The sequence below is a fragment of the Paraburkholderia sp. GAS33 genome, assembly GCF_050436645.1.
Lineage (GTDB): Bacteria > Pseudomonadota > Gammaproteobacteria > Burkholderiales > Burkholderiaceae > Paraburkholderia > Paraburkholderia phenazinium_B.
In genome coordinates this window covers 140,945-161,523 of sequence record NZ_JBNDMP010000010.1, presented here as the reverse complement: position 1 = coordinate 161,523, position 20,579 = coordinate 140,945, and the positions used below count along the sequence as shown (strand labels likewise).

Annotated in this window: 19 protein-coding genes; 9 read left to right on the top strand and 10 right to left on the bottom strand. The window is 63.1% G+C overall.

The window, feature by feature from the left end; all coding sequences use genetic code 11:
• Window positions 1-9: 9 nt before the first annotated feature.
• Both P3T24_RS27495 and P3T24_RS27490 read right to left on the bottom strand, forming a co-directional pair.
• Window positions 10-1,185 (bottom strand): vWA domain-containing protein, encoded by a 1,176-nt coding sequence (locus P3T24_RS27495; protein ID WP_429439573.1) that lies wholly within the window; start codon window positions 1,183-1,185, stop codon window positions 10-12.
• Between the two features lie 83 nt (window positions 1,186-1,268).
• Window positions 1,269-2,111, bottom strand: coding sequence for an AAA family ATPase (locus P3T24_RS27490; RefSeq protein ID WP_429439570.1), 843 nt, complete (start codon window positions 2,109-2,111; stop codon window positions 1,269-1,271).
• A 338-nt stretch (window positions 2,112-2,449) separates the two neighbouring features.
• On the opposite strand from P3T24_RS27490, the gene P3T24_RS27485 reads away from it, so the two are divergent.
• Both P3T24_RS27485 and P3T24_RS27480 read left to right on the top strand, forming a co-directional pair.
• The gene (locus tag P3T24_RS27485) at window positions 2,450-2,818 is read left to right on the top strand and encodes a c-type cytochrome (RefSeq protein WP_074265398.1); all 369 of its coding nucleotides are present in this window, start codon (window positions 2,450-2,452) and stop codon (window positions 2,816-2,818) included.
• 59 nt (window positions 2,819-2,877) lie between these two features.
• Entirely contained in the window at window positions 2,878-3,261 is a 384-nt protein-coding gene (locus P3T24_RS27480; protein ID WP_074265397.1) for a c-type cytochrome, read from the top strand.
• 170 nt (window positions 3,262-3,431) lie between these two features.
• On the opposite strand, the gene P3T24_RS27475 is transcribed toward P3T24_RS27480, so the two are convergent.
• From P3T24_RS27475 to rsxB, 3 genes are read right to left on the bottom strand one after another with little or no spacing between them, the layout of a single operon-like run.
• Window positions 3,432-3,866: a DUF1841 family protein gene (locus P3T24_RS27475; RefSeq protein ID WP_429439567.1), complete on the bottom strand. Its 435-nt coding sequence runs from the start codon at window positions 3,864-3,866 to the stop codon at window positions 3,432-3,434.
• Window positions 3,867-3,909: 43 nt separating this feature from the next.
• The gene (gene nth / locus P3T24_RS27470) at window positions 3,910-4,554 is read right to left on the bottom strand and encodes an endonuclease III (RefSeq protein ID WP_429439565.1); all 645 of its coding nucleotides are present in this window, start codon (window positions 4,552-4,554) and stop codon (window positions 3,910-3,912) included.
• A gap of 15 nt (window positions 4,555-4,569) precedes the next feature.
• Window positions 4,570-5,463, bottom strand: a complete 894-nt coding sequence (gene rsxB, locus P3T24_RS27465) for an electron transport complex subunit RsxB (protein WP_429439562.1) — start codon at window positions 5,461-5,463, stop codon at window positions 4,570-4,572.
• A 275-nt stretch (window positions 5,464-5,738) separates the two neighbouring features.
• Between rsxB and P3T24_RS27460 the strand changes: the two genes are divergently transcribed.
• A complete protein-coding gene (locus tag P3T24_RS27460) occupies window positions 5,739-6,371 on the top strand; it encodes a TetR/AcrR family transcriptional regulator (RefSeq protein WP_074265394.1) in 633 nt (210 codons plus the stop codon).
• A 121-nt stretch (window positions 6,372-6,492) separates the two neighbouring features.
• Here the strand turns inward: P3T24_RS27460 and P3T24_RS27455 are convergent, their stop codons facing one another.
• Both P3T24_RS27455 and P3T24_RS27450 read right to left on the bottom strand, forming a co-directional pair.
• A complete protein-coding gene (locus tag P3T24_RS27455) occupies window positions 6,493-7,770 on the bottom strand; it encodes a polyhydroxyalkanoate depolymerase (RefSeq protein WP_074265393.1) in 1,278 nt (425 codons plus the stop codon).
• Between the two features lie 182 nt (window positions 7,771-7,952).
• Window positions 7,953-10,016, bottom strand: a complete 2,064-nt coding sequence (locus P3T24_RS27450; protein WP_429439559.1) for a glycoside hydrolase family 15 protein — start codon at window positions 10,014-10,016, stop codon at window positions 7,953-7,955.
• A 251-nt stretch (window positions 10,017-10,267) separates the two neighbouring features.
• Between P3T24_RS27450 and P3T24_RS27445 the strand changes: the two genes are divergently transcribed.
• A complete protein-coding gene (locus P3T24_RS27445; RefSeq protein ID WP_074266160.1) occupies window positions 10,268-10,513 on the top strand; it encodes a hypothetical protein in 246 nt (81 codons plus the stop codon).
• 132 nt (window positions 10,514-10,645) lie between these two features.
• On the opposite strand, the gene P3T24_RS27440 is transcribed toward P3T24_RS27445, so the two are convergent.
• Window positions 10,646-10,798 (bottom strand): DUF3096 domain-containing protein, encoded by a 153-nt coding sequence (locus P3T24_RS27440; protein WP_074265391.1) that lies wholly within the window; start codon window positions 10,796-10,798, stop codon window positions 10,646-10,648.
• A 262-nt stretch (window positions 10,799-11,060) separates the two neighbouring features.
• On the opposite strand from P3T24_RS27440, the gene P3T24_RS27435 reads away from it, so the two are divergent.
• A complete protein-coding gene (locus tag P3T24_RS27435) occupies window positions 11,061-12,341 on the top strand; it encodes a lactonase family protein (RefSeq protein ID WP_429439556.1) in 1,281 nt (426 codons plus the stop codon).
• A gap of 6 nt (window positions 12,342-12,347) precedes the next feature.
• Here the strand turns inward: P3T24_RS27435 and P3T24_RS27430 are convergent, their stop codons facing one another.
• Both P3T24_RS27430 and P3T24_RS27425 read right to left on the bottom strand, forming a co-directional pair.
• Window positions 12,348-15,953 (bottom strand): DNA translocase FtsK, encoded by a 3,606-nt coding sequence (locus P3T24_RS27430; protein ID WP_429439553.1) that lies wholly within the window; start codon window positions 15,951-15,953, stop codon window positions 12,348-12,350.
• Window positions 15,954-16,035: 82 nt separating this feature from the next.
• A complete protein-coding gene (locus P3T24_RS27425) occupies window positions 16,036-16,581 on the bottom strand; it encodes an META domain-containing protein (protein WP_429439551.1) in 546 nt (181 codons plus the stop codon).
• A gap of 156 nt (window positions 16,582-16,737) precedes the next feature.
• On the opposite strand from P3T24_RS27425, the gene purT reads away from it, so the two are divergent.
• The 4 genes from purT (at window position 16,738) to P3T24_RS27405 (ending at window position 20,560) form a co-directional block, all read left to right on the top strand.
• A complete protein-coding gene (purT, locus tag P3T24_RS27420; RefSeq protein WP_429439548.1) occupies window positions 16,738-17,952 on the top strand; it encodes a formate-dependent phosphoribosylglycinamide formyltransferase in 1,215 nt (404 codons plus the stop codon).
• Window positions 17,953-18,055: 103 nt separating this feature from the next.
• Window positions 18,056-18,268, top strand: coding sequence for a DUF6726 family protein (locus P3T24_RS27415; protein WP_429439547.1), 213 nt, complete (start codon window positions 18,056-18,058; stop codon window positions 18,266-18,268).
• Window positions 18,269-18,311: 43 nt separating this feature from the next.
• Window positions 18,312-18,692, top strand: coding sequence for an MliC family protein (locus tag P3T24_RS27410; protein ID WP_429408786.1), 381 nt, complete (start codon window positions 18,312-18,314; stop codon window positions 18,690-18,692).
• A 215-nt stretch (window positions 18,693-18,907) separates the two neighbouring features.
• Window positions 18,908-20,560, top strand: coding sequence for an acetolactate synthase large subunit (locus P3T24_RS27405; RefSeq protein ID WP_074265385.1), 1,653 nt, complete (start codon window positions 18,908-18,910; stop codon window positions 20,558-20,560).
• The last annotated feature ends 19 nt before the right edge of the window (window positions 20,561-20,579 follow it).

The following is a 20,579-nucleotide window of genomic DNA, read 5'->3' as shown; positions in this document are numbered from 1 at the left end:
TGGCGTAAATCACTTGCTTAGCGTGCGCATCGCGGTCTCCAGACCGGCGAGGGTGAGAGGATACATCCGATGGCCCAGCACTTCGCGGATCGCCGACACCGATTGCCGATATTCCCACAGCCCTTCCGGCTCGGGATTCAGCCACGCGTGATGCGGGAAATGGTCGGCGAGGCGCCGCAGCCACACCGCACCGGCCTCGGGATTGTTGTATTCCACCGAGCCGCCTGGCTGCAGTACTTCGTAGGGGCTCATCGTGGCGTCGCCGACGAAGATCAGCTTGTAGTCCGGCGTGAACTTGTGCAGCACGTCCCAGGTGGGCATGCGCTCTGCATGACGGCGGCGGTTGTTTTTCCACAGGAAGTCGTACACGCAATTGTGGAAGTAATAGAACTCGAGGTGCTTGAACTCCGCCTTCGCGGCGGAGAAGAGCTCCTCGGTGCGCTTGATGTGGTCGTCCATCGATCCACCCACATCGAGCAGCATCAGCACTTTCACCTTGTTGTGCCGCTCCGGCACCATCTTCAGATCGAGCCAGCCGGCGTTCGCCGCGGTGCTGCGGATGGTGTCGGGCAGGTCGAGTTCTTCGGCCGCGCCTTCGCGCGCAAAGCGCCGCAGCCGCCGCAGCGCGACCTTGATGTTGCGCGTGCCGATTTCCACCTGGTCGTCGTAGTCGCGATAGGCGCGCGCTTCCCACACCTTGGCGCCGGTGCGATTGCCCGCCGCGTCGCCACCAATACGGATGCCCTCGGGGTTATACCCGCCGTTGCCGAACGGCGACGTGCCGCCGGTGCCGATCCACTTGTTGCCGCCTTCGTGGCGCTCCTTCTGCTCCTCGAACAGTTCCTTGAGGCGCTCCATCAGCTTGTCGAGGCCGCCCATCGCTTCGATCTGCGCTTTTTCTTCCGGCGACAGATCGCGCTGCAGCTTCTTTTTCAGCCAGTCGAGCGGGACGTCGAGCGCCAGTTCGGATTTGGCCGCCACGCCGTTGAAATAGGCGCCAAAGGCCTGGTCGAACTTGTCGAAATACTGCTCGTCTTTTACGAGCGTCAGACGGGCGAGGTAGTAGAACTCGTCGAGCGACGGCGCGATCACGTTGCCCTTGAGCGCCTCAAGCAGCGTCAGGTATTCCTTGACGGAGACCGGCAGCCTGGCCGCGCGCAATGAGTAAAAGAAGTCGATCAGCATGCGGTTTCCTCCGCTTCAGCGCACCCGGATGCCGGTGCGCCGTCGCAAGGCGTGCGCGTCTGCTTCAGGCGCACGCACTCCGTTCAACGGTTGTTGCGGTTCATGAAAATGAGCCGTTCGAACAGGCTCACGTCCTGCTCGTTCTTCAGCAGCGCGCCATGCAGCGGTGGAATGATCTGCTTATGGTCCGACGAGCGCAGCGCTTCCGGCGGAATGTCTTCGGCGAGTAGCAGCTTCAGCCAGTCGAGCAGTTCTGAGGTAGACGGCTTCTTCTTCAGACCCGACACGTTGCGCAGTTCAAAAAAACTCGCCATTGCCGCGCTCAGCAGATCTTTCTTGATGTTGGGGAAGTGCACTTCGACGATCTGCTGCATCGTCACCGGGTCCGGGAACTTGATGTAGTGGAAGAAGCAGCGGCGCAGGAATGCGTCCGGCAGTTCCTTCTCGTTGTTCGACGTAATGATGACGAGCGGGCGGTGCTTCGCGCGGATCAGTTCGTGCGTCTCGTAGACGTAGAACTCCATGCGGTCGAGCTCGCGCAGCAGGTCGTTGGGGAATTCGATGTCGGCCTTGTCGATCTCGTCGATCAGCAGCACGGTCTGCTGGTCCGCTTCGAACGCCTGCCACAACACGCCTTTGACGATGTAGTTGCGGATGTCCTTGACGCGCTCGTCGCCCAGTTGCGAATCGCGCAGGCGCGACACCGCATCGTATTCGTAGAGGCCTTGCTGCGCCTTGGTGGTGGACTTGATGTGCCATTGCATCAACGGCATGCCAAGTGCGGCCGCCACTTCCTCGGCAAGCATGGTTTTGCCCGTGCCGGGTTCGCCTTTGATGAGCAACGGACGTTGCAGCGTCATCGCGGCGTTGACCGCGAGCTTGAGGTCGTCGGTGGCGACGTATTGCGATGAGCCTTCGAAACGCATGACGAGACGCTCTTTCGGGAAAAATTCCAGTATAAGTCAGAAGCCCTGTTGGCCTGATTCGGGCTGTCGTATGGTGTCACCCGCACCGGCTACCGGTGCGCGGCCCGGTGGGCGGGCCGCGTGCGGCGGTTTGTCTCGTGCGGGTTTGCCCTTAGTGCGCTTGCCTCGCGGGGCGCTTTGCCCCGCCGGCTGGGGCTTCCCCGCTCTGTGGACGCCCCGCGCAGCGGCGCGGTACAATTAGCCCGATTTTTTTGGCCTGCGTGGCAACCTTAGAAGAATAATGGTGCAGGCCGTTGCCTTTTCGGGCGCCCGTTTCCCCTCAAGCCAGGTTACATGCTATGAATAAATTCGTCGTCAAACACGTCGTGATCACAGCGCTGTCGGTGCTAGCGGGCTACGCGGCCACTGTGCAGGCAGCGGATATCGTCGGCAACGCCAAGGCGGGCCAAGGTAAGGTCTCGATGTGTATTGGCTGTCACGGCATTCCTGACTACCGCACGGCGTACCCAGAGGTCTATCGGGTGCCTATCCTCGGTGGCCAGAATCAGACGTACATCGAGAACGCACTGCACGAGTACAAGAAAGGCGACCGCCGCTTCGAAACGATGCACGCCATCGCCACGTCGCTGTCGGATCAGGACATCGCCGACATTGCTGCGTACTACGCGGCGCAGACCTCCGCTTCGAAAAACAATCCCGACAAGTGATCGGCTGCGGTCATCCATCCAGTCGCTCGGCTATTTACTTTCGCGGGATAGGAGAATTCATGAAGAAGCCTCAACTGGCACTCCATACGATGTTCAAGGCTGCCTGCGCAGCAACGGCATTGCTCGGTCTGGCCGCAGCCAACGTGGCGTATGCCGCCGACGCCGGCAACGGCAAGGTGCTGGCCGATGCGCACAACTGCGCGGCTTGCCACGGCGTGAACCTGAACAAGCCGGTCAGCCCGGAATACCCGAAGCTTGCCGGTCAGCATGCCGACTACGTGTACTGGGCGCTGCGCCAGTATCAGATGGGCAACGGCAACCCGCACTTCGGCCGCAACAACCCGATCATGCAGGCACAGGTGCAGAGTCTGTCGCAAAGCGACATGAAGGACATCGCGGCGTATGTCGAGTCGCTGAGCGGCGATCTGGTCGAGAAGAAGTAAGCACGTCGCGCCTCGCGGCGTGCTTTGCTGATGTGAAAACGGAAACACCCCGCCTTGGCGGGGTGTTTCGCTTTGGGGCGGTTGAACGAGGGGCTTGAATGACGTGTCTGGTGCCGGTCGACGTGCCAACGCGAGGTGCGCGTTAGTCGACGCCCGACAGTCGACCCGCGTCAGTCGCGCGACGCGCGGCGCTCGATGCGTTGCAGGTAGGCGTCCGTGTCGGGCGGTGTGCCGGTGCGTTGCGCCTCCCAGAGCGTCTCGCCGAGGCACTCCATAATGGCGTGCTGTGCATCGTGGGTTGAGCCCAGGCGGCCCACGAGCCGCTCATGTGCGGCGCGGATGCCAGGCGGCTGATCGATCGACAGTTGCTCGCTGATCGCCAGATGCATCGACAGATGCAGAAACGGATTGCTCTGGCCGCGTGCAGGCGAGTAGTCCTGGGCGGATGCGGCTTCGCCATCCGTGAGCTCGGTGTGGTATTCGGGGTGCTCGACGATCCAGTCGGCGGCGATTGCCTCGAGCGGGGTCAGGATCGTGCCTTCGCGCTGCTTGCGCCAGGTCTCGGTGAAAAAGCTTCGGACTTCGTCGCGGCTGGGATTGAACATCGTGGACTGAAAACGGTGGTGAGGGGTGCGAGATACGACTATCTCACAGATCCGGCGGCGGAGTCTTCGGCCTGAATTCGCACAGCGGCTCGATCACGCAGTGCCAGCATTCAGGCCGCCGCGCCTTGCAGACATAGCGCCCGTGCAGGATCAGCCAGTGATGCGCGTCCTGCCTGAATTCGGCTGGCGTGAACTTCGCCAGCGCCGCTTCTACTGCCCGCACATCCTTGCCCGGTGCAAGCCCGGTTCGATTCGCAACCCGAAAGATGTGCGTATCCACGGCGATCGTTGCATGGCCGAAGGCCGTGTTCAGCACCACATTGGCCGTCTTGCGACCCACCCCGGGCAGGCTTTCGAGCGCTTCGCGGTCGTCCGGTACCTCGCCGCCGTACTGGTCGAGCAGAATCCGGCAGGTCGCGACGACGTTCTTCGCTTTGGTCCGGTAGAGCCCGATGGTCTTGATGTAGTCCGCCACGCCGTCCTCGCCCAGATCGAAGATCTTCTGCGGCGTGTTCGCAACCGGGAACATCTTGCGCATCGCCTTGTTGACCGACACATCGGTGGCTTGCGCCGACAACATCACCGCAATCAGCAGTTCGAACGGTGTGGTGTACTCAAGTTCGGTTGTCGGATGCGGGTTGAGGCTCTGAAGCGTCTCGTAGATGGCGCGGCGTTTGTTCGCGTTCATACCAGGGCGGATAGGTCAGGGTTTAGGCGTACGGGGGATCGGGTCGGCTTTGGCCGCTTGCGTCGGTTCATTGGCTTCGTTACCGGATGCAACGTTACCTTCGATACCGAGGCGCCGGCGGCGCGCTTCGGCAGCGTCGATCTGCGCCTGCACCTCGGCACTCACGCGCTCCACGTTTTGCGGACCGGCGCCTTTCGCGGCGAGCTCTTCCTTTTTCTTGCGCGCGCGTTCGAGCGCGGCCTGGATGATCGCGCGCTTTTTGGCTTCGGGGTCGTCGGTGGCAGCCGGCGCGGAGGCATCGGTCAACGCAGCAGTCCCGTCAGCGGATGCCTGAGCGGCAGCGCTAACCGAGGTACCGCCCGCGGCACGGCGGGCCGCTGCGCGTGCTTCGGCGGCATCGCGTTCGCGCGCGAGGCGCGCTTCGCGGCGGTCGTGACGTTCGCGAGCGGCGTTGGCCTCGCCCGATGTCCAGGCATCCCATCCGGTCGCCTCACCGGTGACGGGCAGCATGGCGATGCAGTCGACCGGGCAGGGCGCGACGCACAGGTCGCAGCCCGTGCACAGCGCCTCGATGACCGTATGCATTTGCTTCGGTGCACCAAGAATCGCGTCCACCGGACACGCCTGCATGCATAGCGTGCAACCGATGCACAGGCTCTCGTCGATGACGGCAACCGGCCGCGGCCGTTCGATGCCGTTAGTGGGATTGAGGGGGATGACCGGCTTGCCGAGCAGGGCGGCCAGCCGCGCGACACCTTCGTGGCCGCCTGGCGGGCACTGGTTGTAGTTCGCTGTGCCAACGGCTACAGCTTCGGCGTACGGCCGGCATGCTGCGTAGCCGCACTTCGTACATTGTGTCTGGGGAAGCAGATCTTCGATGCGATCTGCGAGTGTTATGGAATCGGTCACAGTGAAGACGGTAAGACTGGCCGGCGGGCCGCCACAGGCGCTTGCCGACAGTCGGGAGCCGCGCGAATTGGCTGACTCAATCAAGCTTAGGGAAATTGCTTCATTATCGCCGATTTCCCCGATTGCCATTACCAAACCATGTGCCATAATCAAAGCGCTTTTCCGAAAGACCGCAGAAGGGTGTCCCCCAACCAGCCCGTTTAGTGCTGTCGGTGCAAGGCCCGAGGAGAGGCCGGCGGCACGATCCGGATAACGCGGCTCACGATAATGCCACCATGAATCAGCCCAAAATCAAAAGAGATCCTGAAGGCACCCGGCGCCGTATCCTGCTCGCGGCCGCCGAGGAGTTTGCGAATGGTGGGTTGTTCGGCGCACGCGTCGACCAGATCGCCCGCCGAGCTGAAACGAATGAACGCATGCTCTATTACTACTTCGGTAGCAAGGAGCAGCTATTTACGGCTGTGCTCGAACACGCCTTCGGCGCGTTAAACGAGGCGGAACGCACGCTGGAATTGAACGGCATTGCGCCGGTCGAGGCCATTACGCGGCTTGCGCATTTCGTGTGGGACTACTACCGGGATCATCCGGAGCTGCTGCGTCTTGTGAATAATGAGAATCTGCATGAAGCGCGCTATATGCAGAAGTCCACGCGCATCCGGGAAATGATCTCGCCGATTGTTGCAACACTCGGTGGCATTCTCGAGCGTGGTCAGCGAGCAGGCCTGTTTCGAACCAATGTCGACCCGTTGCGCTTCTACGTCACGCTTTCGGGCATGGGCTACTACATCGTGTCGAACCGCTACACGCTGGAAGCAACGCTCGCCCGTGATTTCAGCGCACCCGCGGAGCGCAGCGAAGTCGTGCAGATGAACACCGAGCTGCTGCTCGCGTATCTGCTTAGGCGTTAAACGCCAGAGTTCGCTTCCAAACGACAACGGCCCCCGCAGGGGCCGTTGCTTCATATTTGATGCGCACACAACCTTCGACGTGGCGGCCCGGTTTCAGCAAGGCCGCCATGCTGCATTGTGTTCAGGCTTCGACTTTTTCCTTCGCGGTCTTCGGCGCCTTGTTGTGCGCGAGGATGAAGTCGCGCAGCTGCGGATAAATGATGGTGCGCCAGCGGCGGCCCGAGAAAATGCCGTAGTGGCCGCACTTTTCCGCCGTGAAATGCTGCTTGTGCGCCGGCGGGATGCCGCTGCACAGATCCTGCGCGGCGCGCGTCTGGCCGTCGCCGGAGATGTCGTCGAGCTCGCCTTCGATCGTAAAGAGGGCAGTCTTCTTGATGTCCTGCGGCCTCACGCGCTCGCCGGCCACATCCCAGGTGCCCTCGGCGAGGCGGAATTCCTGGAAGACCACGCGGATCGTGTCGAGGTAGTACTCGGCGTCCATGTCGAGCACGGCGTTGTACTCGTCGTAGAAGCGGCGGTGTGCTTCGGCGTCTTCTTCGTCGCCGCGCATCAGGCTCTGGTAGTAATCCCAGTGCGAGGCCGCGTGGCGCTCCGGATTCATGGCTACAAAACCAGTGTGCTGCAGGAAGCCCGGGTAAACCTTGCGTCCTACGCCCGGATAATTCGGCGGCACCGTGTAGATCACGTTGTTGTCGAACCATTCGAACGAGTGCTGCGTGGCAAGCGAGTTCACCGAGGTCGGGCTCTTACGCGCGTCGATCGGGCCGCCCATCATTGTCATGGTGCGCGGCGTGTCTTCGCCACGGCTCGCCATCAGCGAGATGGCAGCCAGCACCGGCACGGTCGGCTGACACACGGAGATGACGTGCAGATCTTTCGCGCCGATGTGGCGGATGAATTCCTGAATGTAAGCAACGTAATCGTCGAGCTGGAATCTGCCCTCTTCGAGCGGCACCATGCGCGCATCGATCCAGTCGGTGATGTACACCTTGTGGTCTTGCAGCAGGGTGCGCACCGTATCGCGCAGCAGCGTGGCGTGGTGGCCGGACAACGGCGCGCACACCAGGACCACCGGCTCGTCTTTCAGTTGACTGACAGCGGCGCTGTCGTCAGCGAAACGCTTGAAGCGCAGCAGACGGCAGAACGGCTTTTCAATGATGGTCTGCTCGATGATTGGGATGTTATGACCATCCTTAACAATCTGATGCAGGTTGAATTCGGGTTTTTCGTAGTCTTTGCCGAGCCGGTAGAGCAGTTCGTAACCAGCGGAAAGACGGGTGGCGCCCGGGACATAGGCGAGAGGGCTGGCCGGATTCGCGAAGGATTTCGACGCGGCCTGGGCCCAGGCGGTCAGCGGGCTGAGCAGAGCCCGCTGGAATTCATGCAGTTGATAGAGCATGGGTGCTCCGGCGTTGGGGCGATTCGCATGGGGCTTCGCAAACACGCGTTTCGCGTTGCAGCGGGCCGTTGTGGTTGTAGGCGCTTGATTATCGGCCAAGAGTCTCGCTTGATGATATCGGACAAAGTATTTTTGTGCAACGCAGCAATGCGACGCCTCCTGGTAGCTAAAACGTCATTAACTCATGGTACGGGCGATGTTGCTGCGCCGCTATCAGGGGTTGCCGCAGGGTCAAGTTTGTCGATCTCGCTGCCGTTATGCGCCGCCGCAATTTGAGACGGCGCGTTCAGCGATGGCGCATTTGGCGACGGCGCGTTCTGCGACTCCCCATCATGCGACGGCTGTCCGGTCGCCTTCGCCATCTCCTGTTCGTGTTTCATGAGGTTCAGGCCAGTGTGCACCAGGGCCACGTGTGAAAACGCCTGCGGGAAGTTGCCAACGAGGCGTTTCTCGGCCGGGTCGTATTCCTCGGCCAGCAGGCCGACATCATTAGCCAGCCCGAGCAGCCGCTCGTACATCTCTTCAGCTTCGGCCACGCGGCCCTGCATGGCGAGGTTATCCACCATCCAGAAGCTGCAGGCGAGGAAAGTGCCTTCGCCGGGCGGCAAGCCGTCGTCGAATTCCGTGGTGCGGTAGCGCATCACAAAGCCGTCGCGCATCAGATACTTTTCCGTCGCGGCGACCGTGCCCGCCACACGCGGGTCCGACGGCGGCAGGAAACCGACCTGCGCGATCAGCAGGACGCTCGCGTCGAGCTCGTCGCCTCCGTAGACCTGGGCGAACGCGTTGAGCGTCGGGTTCCAGCTTTTCTCGCAGACCTGGGCGTGGATCTGGTCGCGAATCGCTCGCCAGTGGTCAACCGGACCGTCCAGATCGAACATTTCCGCGGACTTGATGGCGCGGTCGAACGCCACCCACGCCATCACCTTTGAAAAGGTGAAATGTTGGCGGCCACCGCGCGTTTCCCAAATGCCTTCGTCGGGCTCTTGCCAGATGGTTTCCAGATGTTCGAGCATCTCGCACTGCACGTTCCATGCGGTGTCGTCGGCCTGCAGGCCGCCCACCCGCGCCAGATGCAGGGCGTTCATGACTTCGCCGTAGACGTCGAGTTGCAACTGGCCGGCCGCGTTATTGCCGACGCGCACCGGCTTCGCGCCCTGGTAGCCAGGCAGCCAGTCGATTTCGAATTCCGGCAGGCGCCGCTCGCCGGCAATCCCGTACATGATCTGCAACTGCTCGGGCGCTCCCGCCATCACGCGGGCGAGCCAGCTGCGCCATGCGCGCGCTTCGTCGAAGTAGCCGCCGCGCATCATGGCCAGCAGCGTGATGGTGGCATCGCGCAGCCAGCAATAGCGGTAATCCCAGTTACGCGTGCCTCCCAGGTGTTCTGGTAGCGACGTGGTGGGAGCGGCCACGATGCCGCCAGTCGGTTCGTAGGCGAGCGCCTTCAGCGTGATCAGCGAGCGGCGGATCGGCTCGGCGTACTTGCCTTCGATCGTGTTGCGCGCCGACCACTCGCGCCAGTGGTTCTCGGTTCGCGCGAGCGCGGTGTGCGGATCGTGGGCGGGAGGCAAACGCAGATGCGACGGCGAATACGCGAGTGAGAACGGCACCCGTTCGCCCGGCGACACGGTGAACTCGGCGACGGTGTGCATGTTCTCGCCGTGCAGTTCGACGGGCGTGCGCAGCACGGCGGTGTCCGGCCCGACGATTGCCTTGATGCCACTGTCGTGCTTCAGACGGCTGACCCACGGAATCGAAAAGCCGTAATCGAAGCGCAGCACCAGTTCCATCTTCATGCGCACCTTGCCTCGGCGGCCCACCACGATCCGGACCAGTTCCGATGAACCGTTGCCGGGTGGCATGAAGTCGATCACCGTGACCGCGCCGTCGGCGGTTTCGATATCGGTTTCGAGGATCAGCGTCTCGCCGCGATAGCGACGGGTGATCTTCGCAGGCGTCTCCGGTTTGCCGGATCTGGACGAGCTGGAGGATTTGCCGGAGCCTTCAGAACCTTCGGTCCCTTTGGTCCCTTTGGCCTCCTCGGACTCCTCGGCTCCGTCAGTCTCTGGAGAGGCCGGTGCGATCAGCCAGCGGCCGTTCTTTTCGGTACCAAGGAGTGCGGCGAAGCAGGCACCCGAGTCGAAACGTGGCCAGCAGAGCCAGTCGACGGAGCCGTCACGGGAGATCAGGGCGGCGGTGTGACCGTCGCCGACGAGAGCATAGTCTTCGATAAGAGCGGGCATAGATGACTGGGTAAGCGGTTTGAGCGGCGTAAGCAAGGCGTAAAGCGTGCGCCTCGCGCGCGCCGGGACGTTGTTATTACCGGACCTGCGTCATGCACTTTGGTTCAGCAAGCCCTGCGGACAATCCGTCTTGGCATTCTGGGATAACGATGCTTACAATTGGATTTTCGGTAGATGAGCAAGGATCTTGCCGCAGGTCCGGGTACGTGGGTCCATTGCATACGCAAACGCTGTTTTCGAGGACGAAAGCCATGCTGAACCCGTCGAAATCCGATTGCATCACCATTCTCTCGGCCGCCAGCGAACTCGCTGACGATTCCATGCTTGCCCTCGATGCCAGCCGTCTGGGCCTCTCACGCAACGGGATGCAGGCTGCCGTTTGCTTCCTGATCGAACGCGCCTGCTTCAGGCACTACCAGAAGGGTGAGGGCCATTATGCCGTTGGTGGCCTGTCGCTGCAGGGAAGGCTGCGGCTCGAGCAACTTGCCCACGGTTGAAGCCAGGGATACACCCCGTTGATTGCCACGGTAAGCCCCACAGGTAACCCGAGGCAGGGGGTAGCCTTGCCCGGTCACCCGCAGATCAGATCGCTTACGCAGACACAGCGCCGGAATCAAAACCCGGATGCATCAGAAGTGTGACGCCCCTACGCCGAAGATCCCGATAATGCCGATGATGATCAGATAGAGCGCGACGATGTAGTTCAGGAGGCGCGGCATCACAAGAATCAGAATGCCGGCGATCAGCGAAACAAGCGGGCCGAGACTAAAGGTCACGTTCATGGAGACTCCGGGTGGTTGAGAGAGCTGTAAGAGGGAATTCTCATCGGGCGGCAGGATGCGCCACCCGCCATTACCGGAGCGAGCCTGCGGGCTGCGCGATCCGGCTCGACGCTTTGCTTCTATCTTCTATACTTGCCCCCACAATAAAAACACCTGGAACGAGGCGTTCCCGAACCGGGCGTTTCTAAACCGGGTGTTCCAGACCGCGTGGCAGACCAGTGACACGATCAAAACCTGATAACCCGATGTCCAGGAGGTCGACATGCATCGTAGTGCCCAAGCCGCTGCAAGCGTCACGCATCAGCCGTCGTTTCAGTCCGCCAGGAAGGCCGCATTCGCGCCATCGTCGCGGTCTGCAATTTCGATAATAAAAGGTTTCGTGCTTATGGTTTCGATTGTTGCTTCACAGGCGTTCGCGCAGGATGCCGGACCCGCACCGGCCGACGGTGTCTACGACATGATCGTCGGCACCTACACGGGCGGCAAGAGCGAAGGCATTTACGTCTACCGGTTCGATACGAAGACTGGCGACGCGACTCCGGTGTCCGTCGCGAAGACGGTCAATCCATCGTATCTGGTCGTGAGCAGCGACCGCCGTCATGTGTATTCGGTCAACGAACTGCCGGGCGATAACGGCCCGGCCTCGCAACGCGGCGGCATCAGCGCGTTCGGTTTCGATCCGGCGAGCGGACAATTGACGTTTCTCAACAAGGTATCGGCAGAGGGCAATGACCCGTGCTATCTGAAGATCTCGCCGGACGGCAAGTATCTGCTGACGGCGAACTACTCGGTGGCGGCCGATCCCGGCGGCAGCTTCGCAGTTTTCCCGCTGCAGGGCGATGGCCAGGTGGGGCAGGCCGTGTTGACCGTGCATCATGAGGGCGGCGGTCCGGTGAAAGGGCGCCAGGACAACTCGCATGTGCATTCCACGGTGTTCTCGCCCGATGGCCAGTATCTGTTCGCCCAGGACCTCGGCGCGGACAAGCTGTATTCGTACCGCTATACGCCCGACGGCAGCCGCGGTCTCTTCGGACCCACCGAGTGGCGTTATACGGATGTGAAGGCCGGCAGCGGTCCACGTCATCTGGTGTTTGGGCCGGACGGCAAATACGCGTATCTGACGAGCGAGCTGGCAGCGACCGTCACCACGTTCCGCTACGACAACGGCAGGCTGACGCAGCTGCAGGTGTCGCCGCTCACCGAGCACGGCTTCAAGGGGCAGGTGGGGGCGGCGGCGATCCATCTATCGCCGGATGGACGCTTCCTCTATGCGACGAACCGTGGCGACGCGAACGAGATCGTGATCTTCTCGGTAGATCCGGCCAACGGGCATCTGAAACTGATCGGACGCCAGTCGAGTCTCGGTAAATCGCCGCGCGAGTTTGCCATTGATCCGACCGGCAACTGGTTGATCGTCGGTAACCAGAACAGCGATACCGCGTATGTGTTCAGGCGCGATCAGCAGACTGGTTTGCTCGAGGCGAATCCCAAGCGCATCGACATCGGCTCGCCGGTTGATTTCAAGCTGGTGTCGCCTTCGTAAGTCTGCTTACTCGGCGGGGCCTGGCGCGAGGACTTCGCGGCTGCCGTTGATGCCCATCGACGACACGAGGCCCGCTGCCTCCATCTGTTCCACCAGCCGCGCTGCGCGGTTATAGCCGATGCGCAACTGGCGTTGCACCGACGAGATCGATGCGCGCCGCGTGCGCACCACGAAGGCGACCGCTTCGTCGTAGAGCGGGTCGGCTTCGGCATCGGGCACATCGCCGAACAGGTCCTGGGTGGCGCCGTCGGAGGTGGGGCCGTCGAGAATCCCTTCCTCGTATTGCGGCTCGCCGAACTGCTTCAGGTACTCGACGATCCGGTGCACTTCCTCATCGGCGACGAATGCGCCGTGTACGCGTTGCGGATAGCCGGTGCCAGGCGGCAAGAACAGCATGTCGCCCTGGCCGAGCAGCGACTCGGCGCCCATCTGGTCGAGAATCGTCCGTGAGTCGATCTTCGACGACACCTGGAAGGCGACCCGGGTCGGGATATTGGCTTTGATCAAGCCGGTGATCACATCGACCGAGGGACGCTGCGTCGCGAGGATCAGATGGATGCCGGCTGCGCGCGCCTTCTGCGCGAGACGGGCGATCAGTTCTTCGATCTTCTTGCCGGCCACCATCATCAGGTCGGCCAGCTCGTCGATCACGACCACGATCAGCGGCAGCGCTGCGAGCGGTTCGGGCGCTTCGGGCGTCAGCGAGAACGGGTTGCCGAGCTTCTTGCCGTTGGCTTCAGCATCGCGGATTTTCTGATTGAAGCCCGCGAGGTTGCGCACGCCGACGGCCGACATCAGCCGGTAGCGCTTCTCCATTTCACCGACGCACCAGTTGAGCGCGTTGGCGGCGAGTTTCATGTCCGTGACGACCGGTGCAAGCAGATGCGGAATGCCCTCGTAGACCGACAGCTCCAGCATCTTCGGGTCGATCATGATGAGCCGCACGTCTTCGGGCGTGGCCTTGTAGAGCAACGAGACGATCATCGCGTTGATCGCCACCGACTTGCCCGAACCGGTCGTGCCGGCCACCAGCATATGCGGTGCTTTCGCCAGATCGGCGACCACGGGATGTCCGGTGATGTCTTTGCCCATGGCGAGCGTGAGCATCGAATGCGAGTGCTGGTAGACGTTGGCTTCGAGGATTTCGGACAGCCGGATGGTCTGGCGCTTCGCGTTCGGCAGCTCGAGACCCATGCAGGTTTTGCCGGGGATCGTTTCGACTACGCGGATCGAGGTGAGGCCAAGGCCGCGCGACAGGTCCTTCATCAGTCCGACGATCTGGCTGCCCCGCACACCGAGCGCGGGTTCGACTTCGAAGCGGGTGATCACCGGGCCGGCCGAAGCGCCGACCACGGTCACCGGCACCTTGAATTCCTGCAGGCGCTGTTCGATCAGCAAGCCGGTTTCTGCGAGCTTTTCTTCGGAGACGGGTTCGACGTCCGTGTCGGCGCGGGCGAGCAGATCGAGGGTCGGCAGTTCGACGCGAGATGCGGCCGGGGCGTGGAACTCGAATACGGTTGGCGCGTGGCCGCTTACCGGTGGCCGAGGTGCGACGGGTTCGTTGGCCGGTTCGCTGCGTGGGAGGGTGAACGGGGCAGCGGCTGTGGCCGCGGCTGCCGCAACTGCGGGGGCGATTGGGTTGTCGGGTTGGTCGTCGTCTTCGCCTTCATCTTCGTTGAGATGTGAGGCGATGCGTGGGGCGGCGTGGCGATCGAAGGGCGTGTCTTCGAAGTCGTCGGCGGTCGTGTCGAATGGTGCCTGGCTACCATGCGATGCGGCGCTCGCTGCGGCAAAGCCAGGGAAGCGGACGACGTTCGATGCAACAGGAGCAGGCGCCGGTTCGGCCACGACGTGTTCAGACGCACTCGACGTATCGGCGCGATGTTCGGCGTCGGTGTCAACTTCCGTTTCCCATGGCGCTAGCGATTTGTCGACGATGAGGTCGGCGGCCGGCGCGAGTGCCGCACTTGCCGCGCTCGCGTGGTCGATGTTTGCTGGCGGCGTCTTTGCGATGCTTTGCTGGTCGGGCAGGGCGGCTTCGATCAATGCCGAGGTCGACGCGCGCGGTTGCACTTCGAGCGGAGCGGACACCGGCGCAGCCTTCGGCACTTCCACGGGTGCGACAGGCTCTGGGGAAGGGGTGGCCGGTGCGCCAACATCAGCTCGACTGTCAGCAGCTTCCCTATCGGATCGCGCAGAGGATGTGCCGATGGGGGTTGCCTCCGACGCTGGCGTCGGACTAACCGCAGGTTCGTCGACGGGCATGTCAGCATCGGTGCTGATCCTGACGTTTTCCGGGCTGCGTCGGGCGAGACTCACGCCTGCGATCGTCGTCCAGCGAGCTGCGTTCTCTTCGATGCTGCGTAGGGTCTCCTGCACGCTGGCGGGCGGCGTGACGTGCTCCGCTGCCGCCGCGGGTCGGGAAAAACCGGGTGCGCTCGGCACGCGCGCACCCGAAGCAGCCGCATGTTGCGGGGTGGGTGCTGTACCGGCCATGGGCCGCGGGGTTTGGATGGAAACGGCTGGCGTCGCGTTGCGCGGCACCGCCGGCGGCATGCTGGTGGGGAGGGGCGTCGTGAAGGGCTGTATTGACGGCGAGCGGTTCGGGGTCGGCCTTGACCCGGTTGCTGCATCAGGCGTAGCCCGGCTGGAGTCGAATGCCCGTGGGACGCTCGTTGCAGCACCAGCACCAGCACCAGCACCAGCACCAGCACCAGCACCAGCACCAGCACCAGCACCAGCACCAGCACCAGCACCAGCACCAGCACCAGCCGCCGGTGTCGCCGGCAGCCCACTCCGAACCGGTGCCGTACCGCGCAACGTATTGCCTGGCTCGCGCAGCCATCCGGCTGGCGCGACAGGTTCGGCCGCCGCGCTCCGGACGCCAGCTTGCCGACCCGGCGTGCCTACGCGCATCGCGCCCGCGCTATCAGCCGGCGCTGCCTGTCCACGCCGGCCCGTGCTTTTCGCTTGCCAGGCCGCGCTACCAGACGCTGCGTTTCCGCGCGCATCCGCGGCCACCGAATCCTTCGCGCCCACGGCAGCCGCGCCACCCGCTGCCGCACCGGACCCCGCCGCCGCACCGCGTGCGCCCGCAGAAGGCCGCCACACCGTCGGCCGCGCGTAGCGCCCCTTGGTCTTCGGGGCCATCGGATTGGCCGGTGTCGACGCATAAGCGGGCAACGTGTCGTCGACGCTACTACGCCGGCGCGCGTCCTCGTCGCGTTTGGCGAGCCCGCGGTTCAAGCCGAGGCCAAGGCCAAATGCACCGTCCGCCCAGCGCGCGACGCGGCTCCAACGAAAACCGATCAGCCACGGCAGGCTCACGGCCAGCACCCCAAGCATCACGAGCGGCGTGCCGATATGCCCGAGCAGTCGGCCGAAACCCGCCGCCAGCGCATGCCCGAAGCCGTCCGTGCCCGCCGTAGCGGGCAGCAACGCTTCCAGCGTCGAGCTCGCCACGAGCACGCCGATAAAGCCGAGCCAAAGCCGGATCGTGCCGGGTCCGCGCAGCCCGGCGCCGCCTGGCAGCACAGACTTTGCGAGACGCAACAGAAGAGGGATGAACCAGACGGCCGACACGCCGAACCAGCCGAAAACTACCGTGTGCATGCTAGACATCAACGAATGAGGGATCCGCGAAGACGCAACCCATCGAGTTTAACCGGGGAAGCGTAACGCTTCGAAGACAGCCTCATTTGCCGTCGTGCCGCGCGAACGTCAACTTGTCGCCGTCTTCGAGGATCAGCTGCATTTCCTGCGGCGCGCGCATCTGCACGCCGGTACGGTCGATGTGCGCCAGCGCGTCGAGGTAGTCGCCTTCAATCTGGCCGCCGGGCGTCGAACACGCCATCCGCGTTCCGGCAAGCGGCCCGAAGCTCAGCTTGCCGTCCTTCAGTCCGTAGGTACCCATATAACGGTTGCAACCGGAGAAACCGCTGGCGCGCCGCTGGCCGGTGGCCGTCGATAGCGTGAGGGTGATCGGCGCTCCGCTGTCGGCGCCCGGGACGACGCGCATCGTGCCGTCGGGCTGCTTCCAGCTGCCGAGATCCCATGAGGTGTCGTCCAGCAACTGCGTTGCCGCCGGGTTGAACGGGTCGGGCGGCGGCGCCTTGGAATCCGGATGCGTGGGCATCGAGCAGGCGGCCAACAGGGTGGCAACGCCCAGCGCGGCGAAAAGCGGTGCGGGCAGCGCGGCAACGAGACGCGCAACACGTCGCGCTGAAGACGTTTTGATCATGGCGTCGGTCCTCTTCAAACTGGCAAAGGCGTAAGGGTAACGCACTCAGGATGCCGCGCGCGAGCGCTCGTCGCTGCGCGCCCGGTGCAGAGGTTGCGCATGTTAACATTGCTGATCTACCCATTCCATCTCATCCGACATTTTTCTGGAGACCCCATGCAGATCGGCCAACGGATCGGCACCCCGCTTTCTGACTCGGCGACGCGCGTGATGCTGCTCGGCGCGGGCGAGCTGGGCAAGGAAGTGATCATTGCATTACAGCGCCTTGGCGTTGAAGTGATCGCGGTGGACCGTTATCCGAACGCACCGGGTCATCAGGTCGCGCATCGCGCCCATGTGATCGATATGACCGACCGCGCCGCACTGCGCGCGCTGGTCGAACAGGAGCGGCCGCATCTGATCGTGCCGGAAATCGAAGCCATCGCCACCGACGCGCTCGCCGCCATCGAGTCCGACGGTCTCGCCGAAGTGATTCCCACCGCGCGCGCCACGCAACTGACGATGAACCGTGAAGGCATCCGGCGTCTGGCGGCCGAAGAACTCGGCTTGCCGACTTCGCCGTACGCGTTTGCGGACTCGCTCGAGGAACTCAAGGCGGGCATCGCGAAGGTCGGTTACCCGTGCGTCGTGAAACCGGTGATGTCGTCGTCGGGCAAGGGCCAGTCCGTGCTCAGGAGCGACGCAGACGTCGAACCGGCATGGCAATACGCGATGGCGGGCGGCCGCGTCAATCATGGGCGGGTGATCGTCGAAGGCTTTATCGACTTCGAGTACGAAATCACCCAGTTGACGGTGCGCGCGATCGATCCGGCAACGGGCAAAACGAGCACGTATTTCTGCGATCCGATCGGCCACGTGCAGGTTGCGGGCGACTACGTCGAATCCTGGCAACCGCAGCCGATGAGCCCGGTCGCGCTCGAGCGTTCGCGTGAGATCGCCCACAAGGTCACGGAGGCGCTCGGCGGCCGTGGCCTGTTCGGCGTGGAACTTTTCGTGCGCGGCGATGACGTATGGTTTTCGGAAGTGAGTCCGCGTCCGCATGACACGGGACTCGTGACGCTGTGCTCGCAACGTCTGTCGGAATTCGAGTTGCATGCGCGGGCGATCCTCGGATTGCCGGTCGACACGTCCCTGCGTGCGCCGGGCGCGTCAGCCGTGATCTACGGCGGCCTGGATGAAGTCGGTATCGCGTTCGCAGGTGTCGCTGCGGCGCTGGCCGTGCCCGATGCGGATCTGCGGCTGTTCGGCAAGCCCGAGAGCTTCGTCAAGCGGCGTATGGGCGTGGCGCTCGCCACCGGCGCGAATACCGACGAAGCCCGGGCACGTGCGAAGCAGGCTGCTGCCGCGGTGCATCCGGTGTCGGCGAAATAAGCTGGAACGCGCGCTCGTCTGTCACAGTGAGCGCGGTAACTCGCACGCCACGCATCCCGCAGGCGCGCACGTAGTTGCAGTATTGAAGGCAGGAGCAGTACCCATGAAGTCAGACACCCGCAAGATTGAGCGGCTTCGCCGGATGGGCCGCCTCGGAGCGCTGGGCGTGCTGGCAGCGCTGTGCGCGGGCCTGGCGGGTTGCGGTCTTGCCGCCGCGCCGTGCCGCGTCGCTTCTGCCGGATTGAAAATCGTGCCGGTGGTCGGCCACGTCGCGGCGGCGCCGACCGACGCGTGCGCCGATGTCATCGATCCCTGAACGGCAACCCTTCCAGACGGCTGACAGCCAGGCGAGGAATCCAATGAGGAAACGGCTCGTTGCGGTAACGGGTTTGCTGGCCGGGCTGCTGGAGATGGCGGGGGCGATCGCTCCGGTTTCGGCGGCGCCGTTGAGTCTCGCCCAGATCCAGCCGAAAAACCCGCAGACCCACAAGTACACCTGCGCTACCGGCAAAATCCTGCAGGTCACCTACTGGAACGCAGTGAATGGGCAGAGCTTCGCGCTCGTGCCCGTCAAAGGCCAGTCGATGCTGTTTGTCAACACGCTCTCGGGCTCCGGGGCGAAATACCAGGCCGGCAGCTATACCTGGTGGACCAAAGGTCCGCGCGCCGATCTGTACGACGCGACCGCGGGCGAGAATGCGCCGCCGATTCTGTCGGACTGCGTGACGATCGTGCGCTAGAGCCTGACCGCTTGATAGTCGGCCACCCTGGCCGCGAGGCCGCATCACCCCAAGCCGTTGCCGATCTGCGCGCAGATTTTCCTCTCAGGTAGTAAGCTGTTCGGCGCGCCCACCGGTTTCCGCGTGGCCGCGCCTGTCATCGTCTTCGATCACCCGTTCCCGGATCCCACTGCGTGGGCGTGCCGTCCGCGCTCGTTCGTCAAGCGAGACTCTCAATGAAAGCATCGGATCTGTTCGTCAAGTCGCTGGAAGCCGAAGGCGTCGAATATATCTTCGGCATCCCAGGCGAAGAAAACCTCGATCTCCTTGAGTCGCTGCGCCGCTCCAAAATCAAGCTGATCCTTACACGTCACGAGCAGGCCGCCGGTTTCATGGCTGCGACCTACGGGCGTCTGACGGGGCGCACTGGGGTGTGTCTGTCGACGCTCGGGCCGGGCGCCACCAACTTCGTCACCGCGGCGGCTTATGCGCAGCTAGGCGCCATGCCGATGCTGATGGTCACGGGCCAGAAGCCGATCAAGACCAGCAAGCAGGGGCATTTCCAGATTGTCGACGTGGTACGGATGATGGAGCCGCTCACCAAGTACACACGGCAGATCGTCTCGATCGGCAATATCCCGGCGCTGGTGCGCGAAGCTTTCCGTCAGGCCGAGGAAGAACGCCCCGGCGCGACGCATCTGGAGTTGCCTGAGGACGTCGCCGACGAAGAGGGCGATGGCAAGCCCATTCCCAAGAGCTTCAGCCGCCGTCCGGTCGCGGAGGAGAAGGCGGTTGCGCGGGCGGTCGAGGCGATCACGAGCGCCAGGCATCCGCTGCTGATGATCGGCGCGGGCGGCAATCGCAAGACCACCACCAAGATGCTGCGCGAGTTCGTCGATCAGACCGGCATCCCGTTCTTCACGACGCAGATGGGCAAGGGCGTGATCGACGAATCGCATCCCATGTGGCTCGGCAACGCCACGCTCTCGGACGGCGATTTCGTGCACCGCGCCATCGACCATGCGGACTGCATCATCAACGTGGGCCACGATGTAATCGAGAAGCCGCCGTTCTTCATGCGCGGCACCGATTCGCACGAAAAGACCGTGATTCACGTGAACTTCCTCGGCGCTGAGGTCGATCCGGTGTATTTTCCGCAGATCGAAGTGGTGGGCGATATTGCCAATGCGGTGTGGCAGTTGAAAGAGAGCCTGAAGGAAGGTCAGGAGCATTGGGATTTTTCGCGCTTCAAGGAGATCAAGCAGCACTTCGAGGAGCATCTGGCCAAAGGTCAGAACGACAGCCGTTTCCCGATGTACCCGGTGCGGATCGTCCACGATGTCTACGAGACGACGCCGGTCGACGGCATCGTCTGTCTGGACAACGGCATGTACAAGATCTGGTTCGCACGTTATTACCGCGCGCACGAGCCGAATTCGCTGCTGCTAGACAACGCGCTCGCCTCGATGGGCGCAGGGCTGCCGTCGGCGATTGCGACCAAGATCGTGCATCCGGATCGCAAGGTGATGGCCGTGTGCGGCGACGGCGGCTTCATGATGAACTCGCAGGAGCTCGAGACGGCCGTGCGTCTGAAGCTCGATCTGGTGGTGCTGATCTTGCGCGACGACGCGTTCGGGATGATCCGCTGGAAGCAGGAGAACATGAATTTCCCCGACTACGGGATGACGCTGCGCAACCCTGATTTCGTGGCCTATGCCGAGAGCTACGGTGCCAAGGGGCACCGCATTTCGTCGGCGGACGAGTTTGCGCCTTTGTTGCGCGAATGCTTCGTGACGCCGGGCGTGCATGTGATCGACCTGCCGATCGACTACTCCGACAACGAGCGGGTGCTGAACCGTGAGATCAAGCGGCTGAGTGCGCAACTCTGAGCGCGAGCGGGGCATGCGG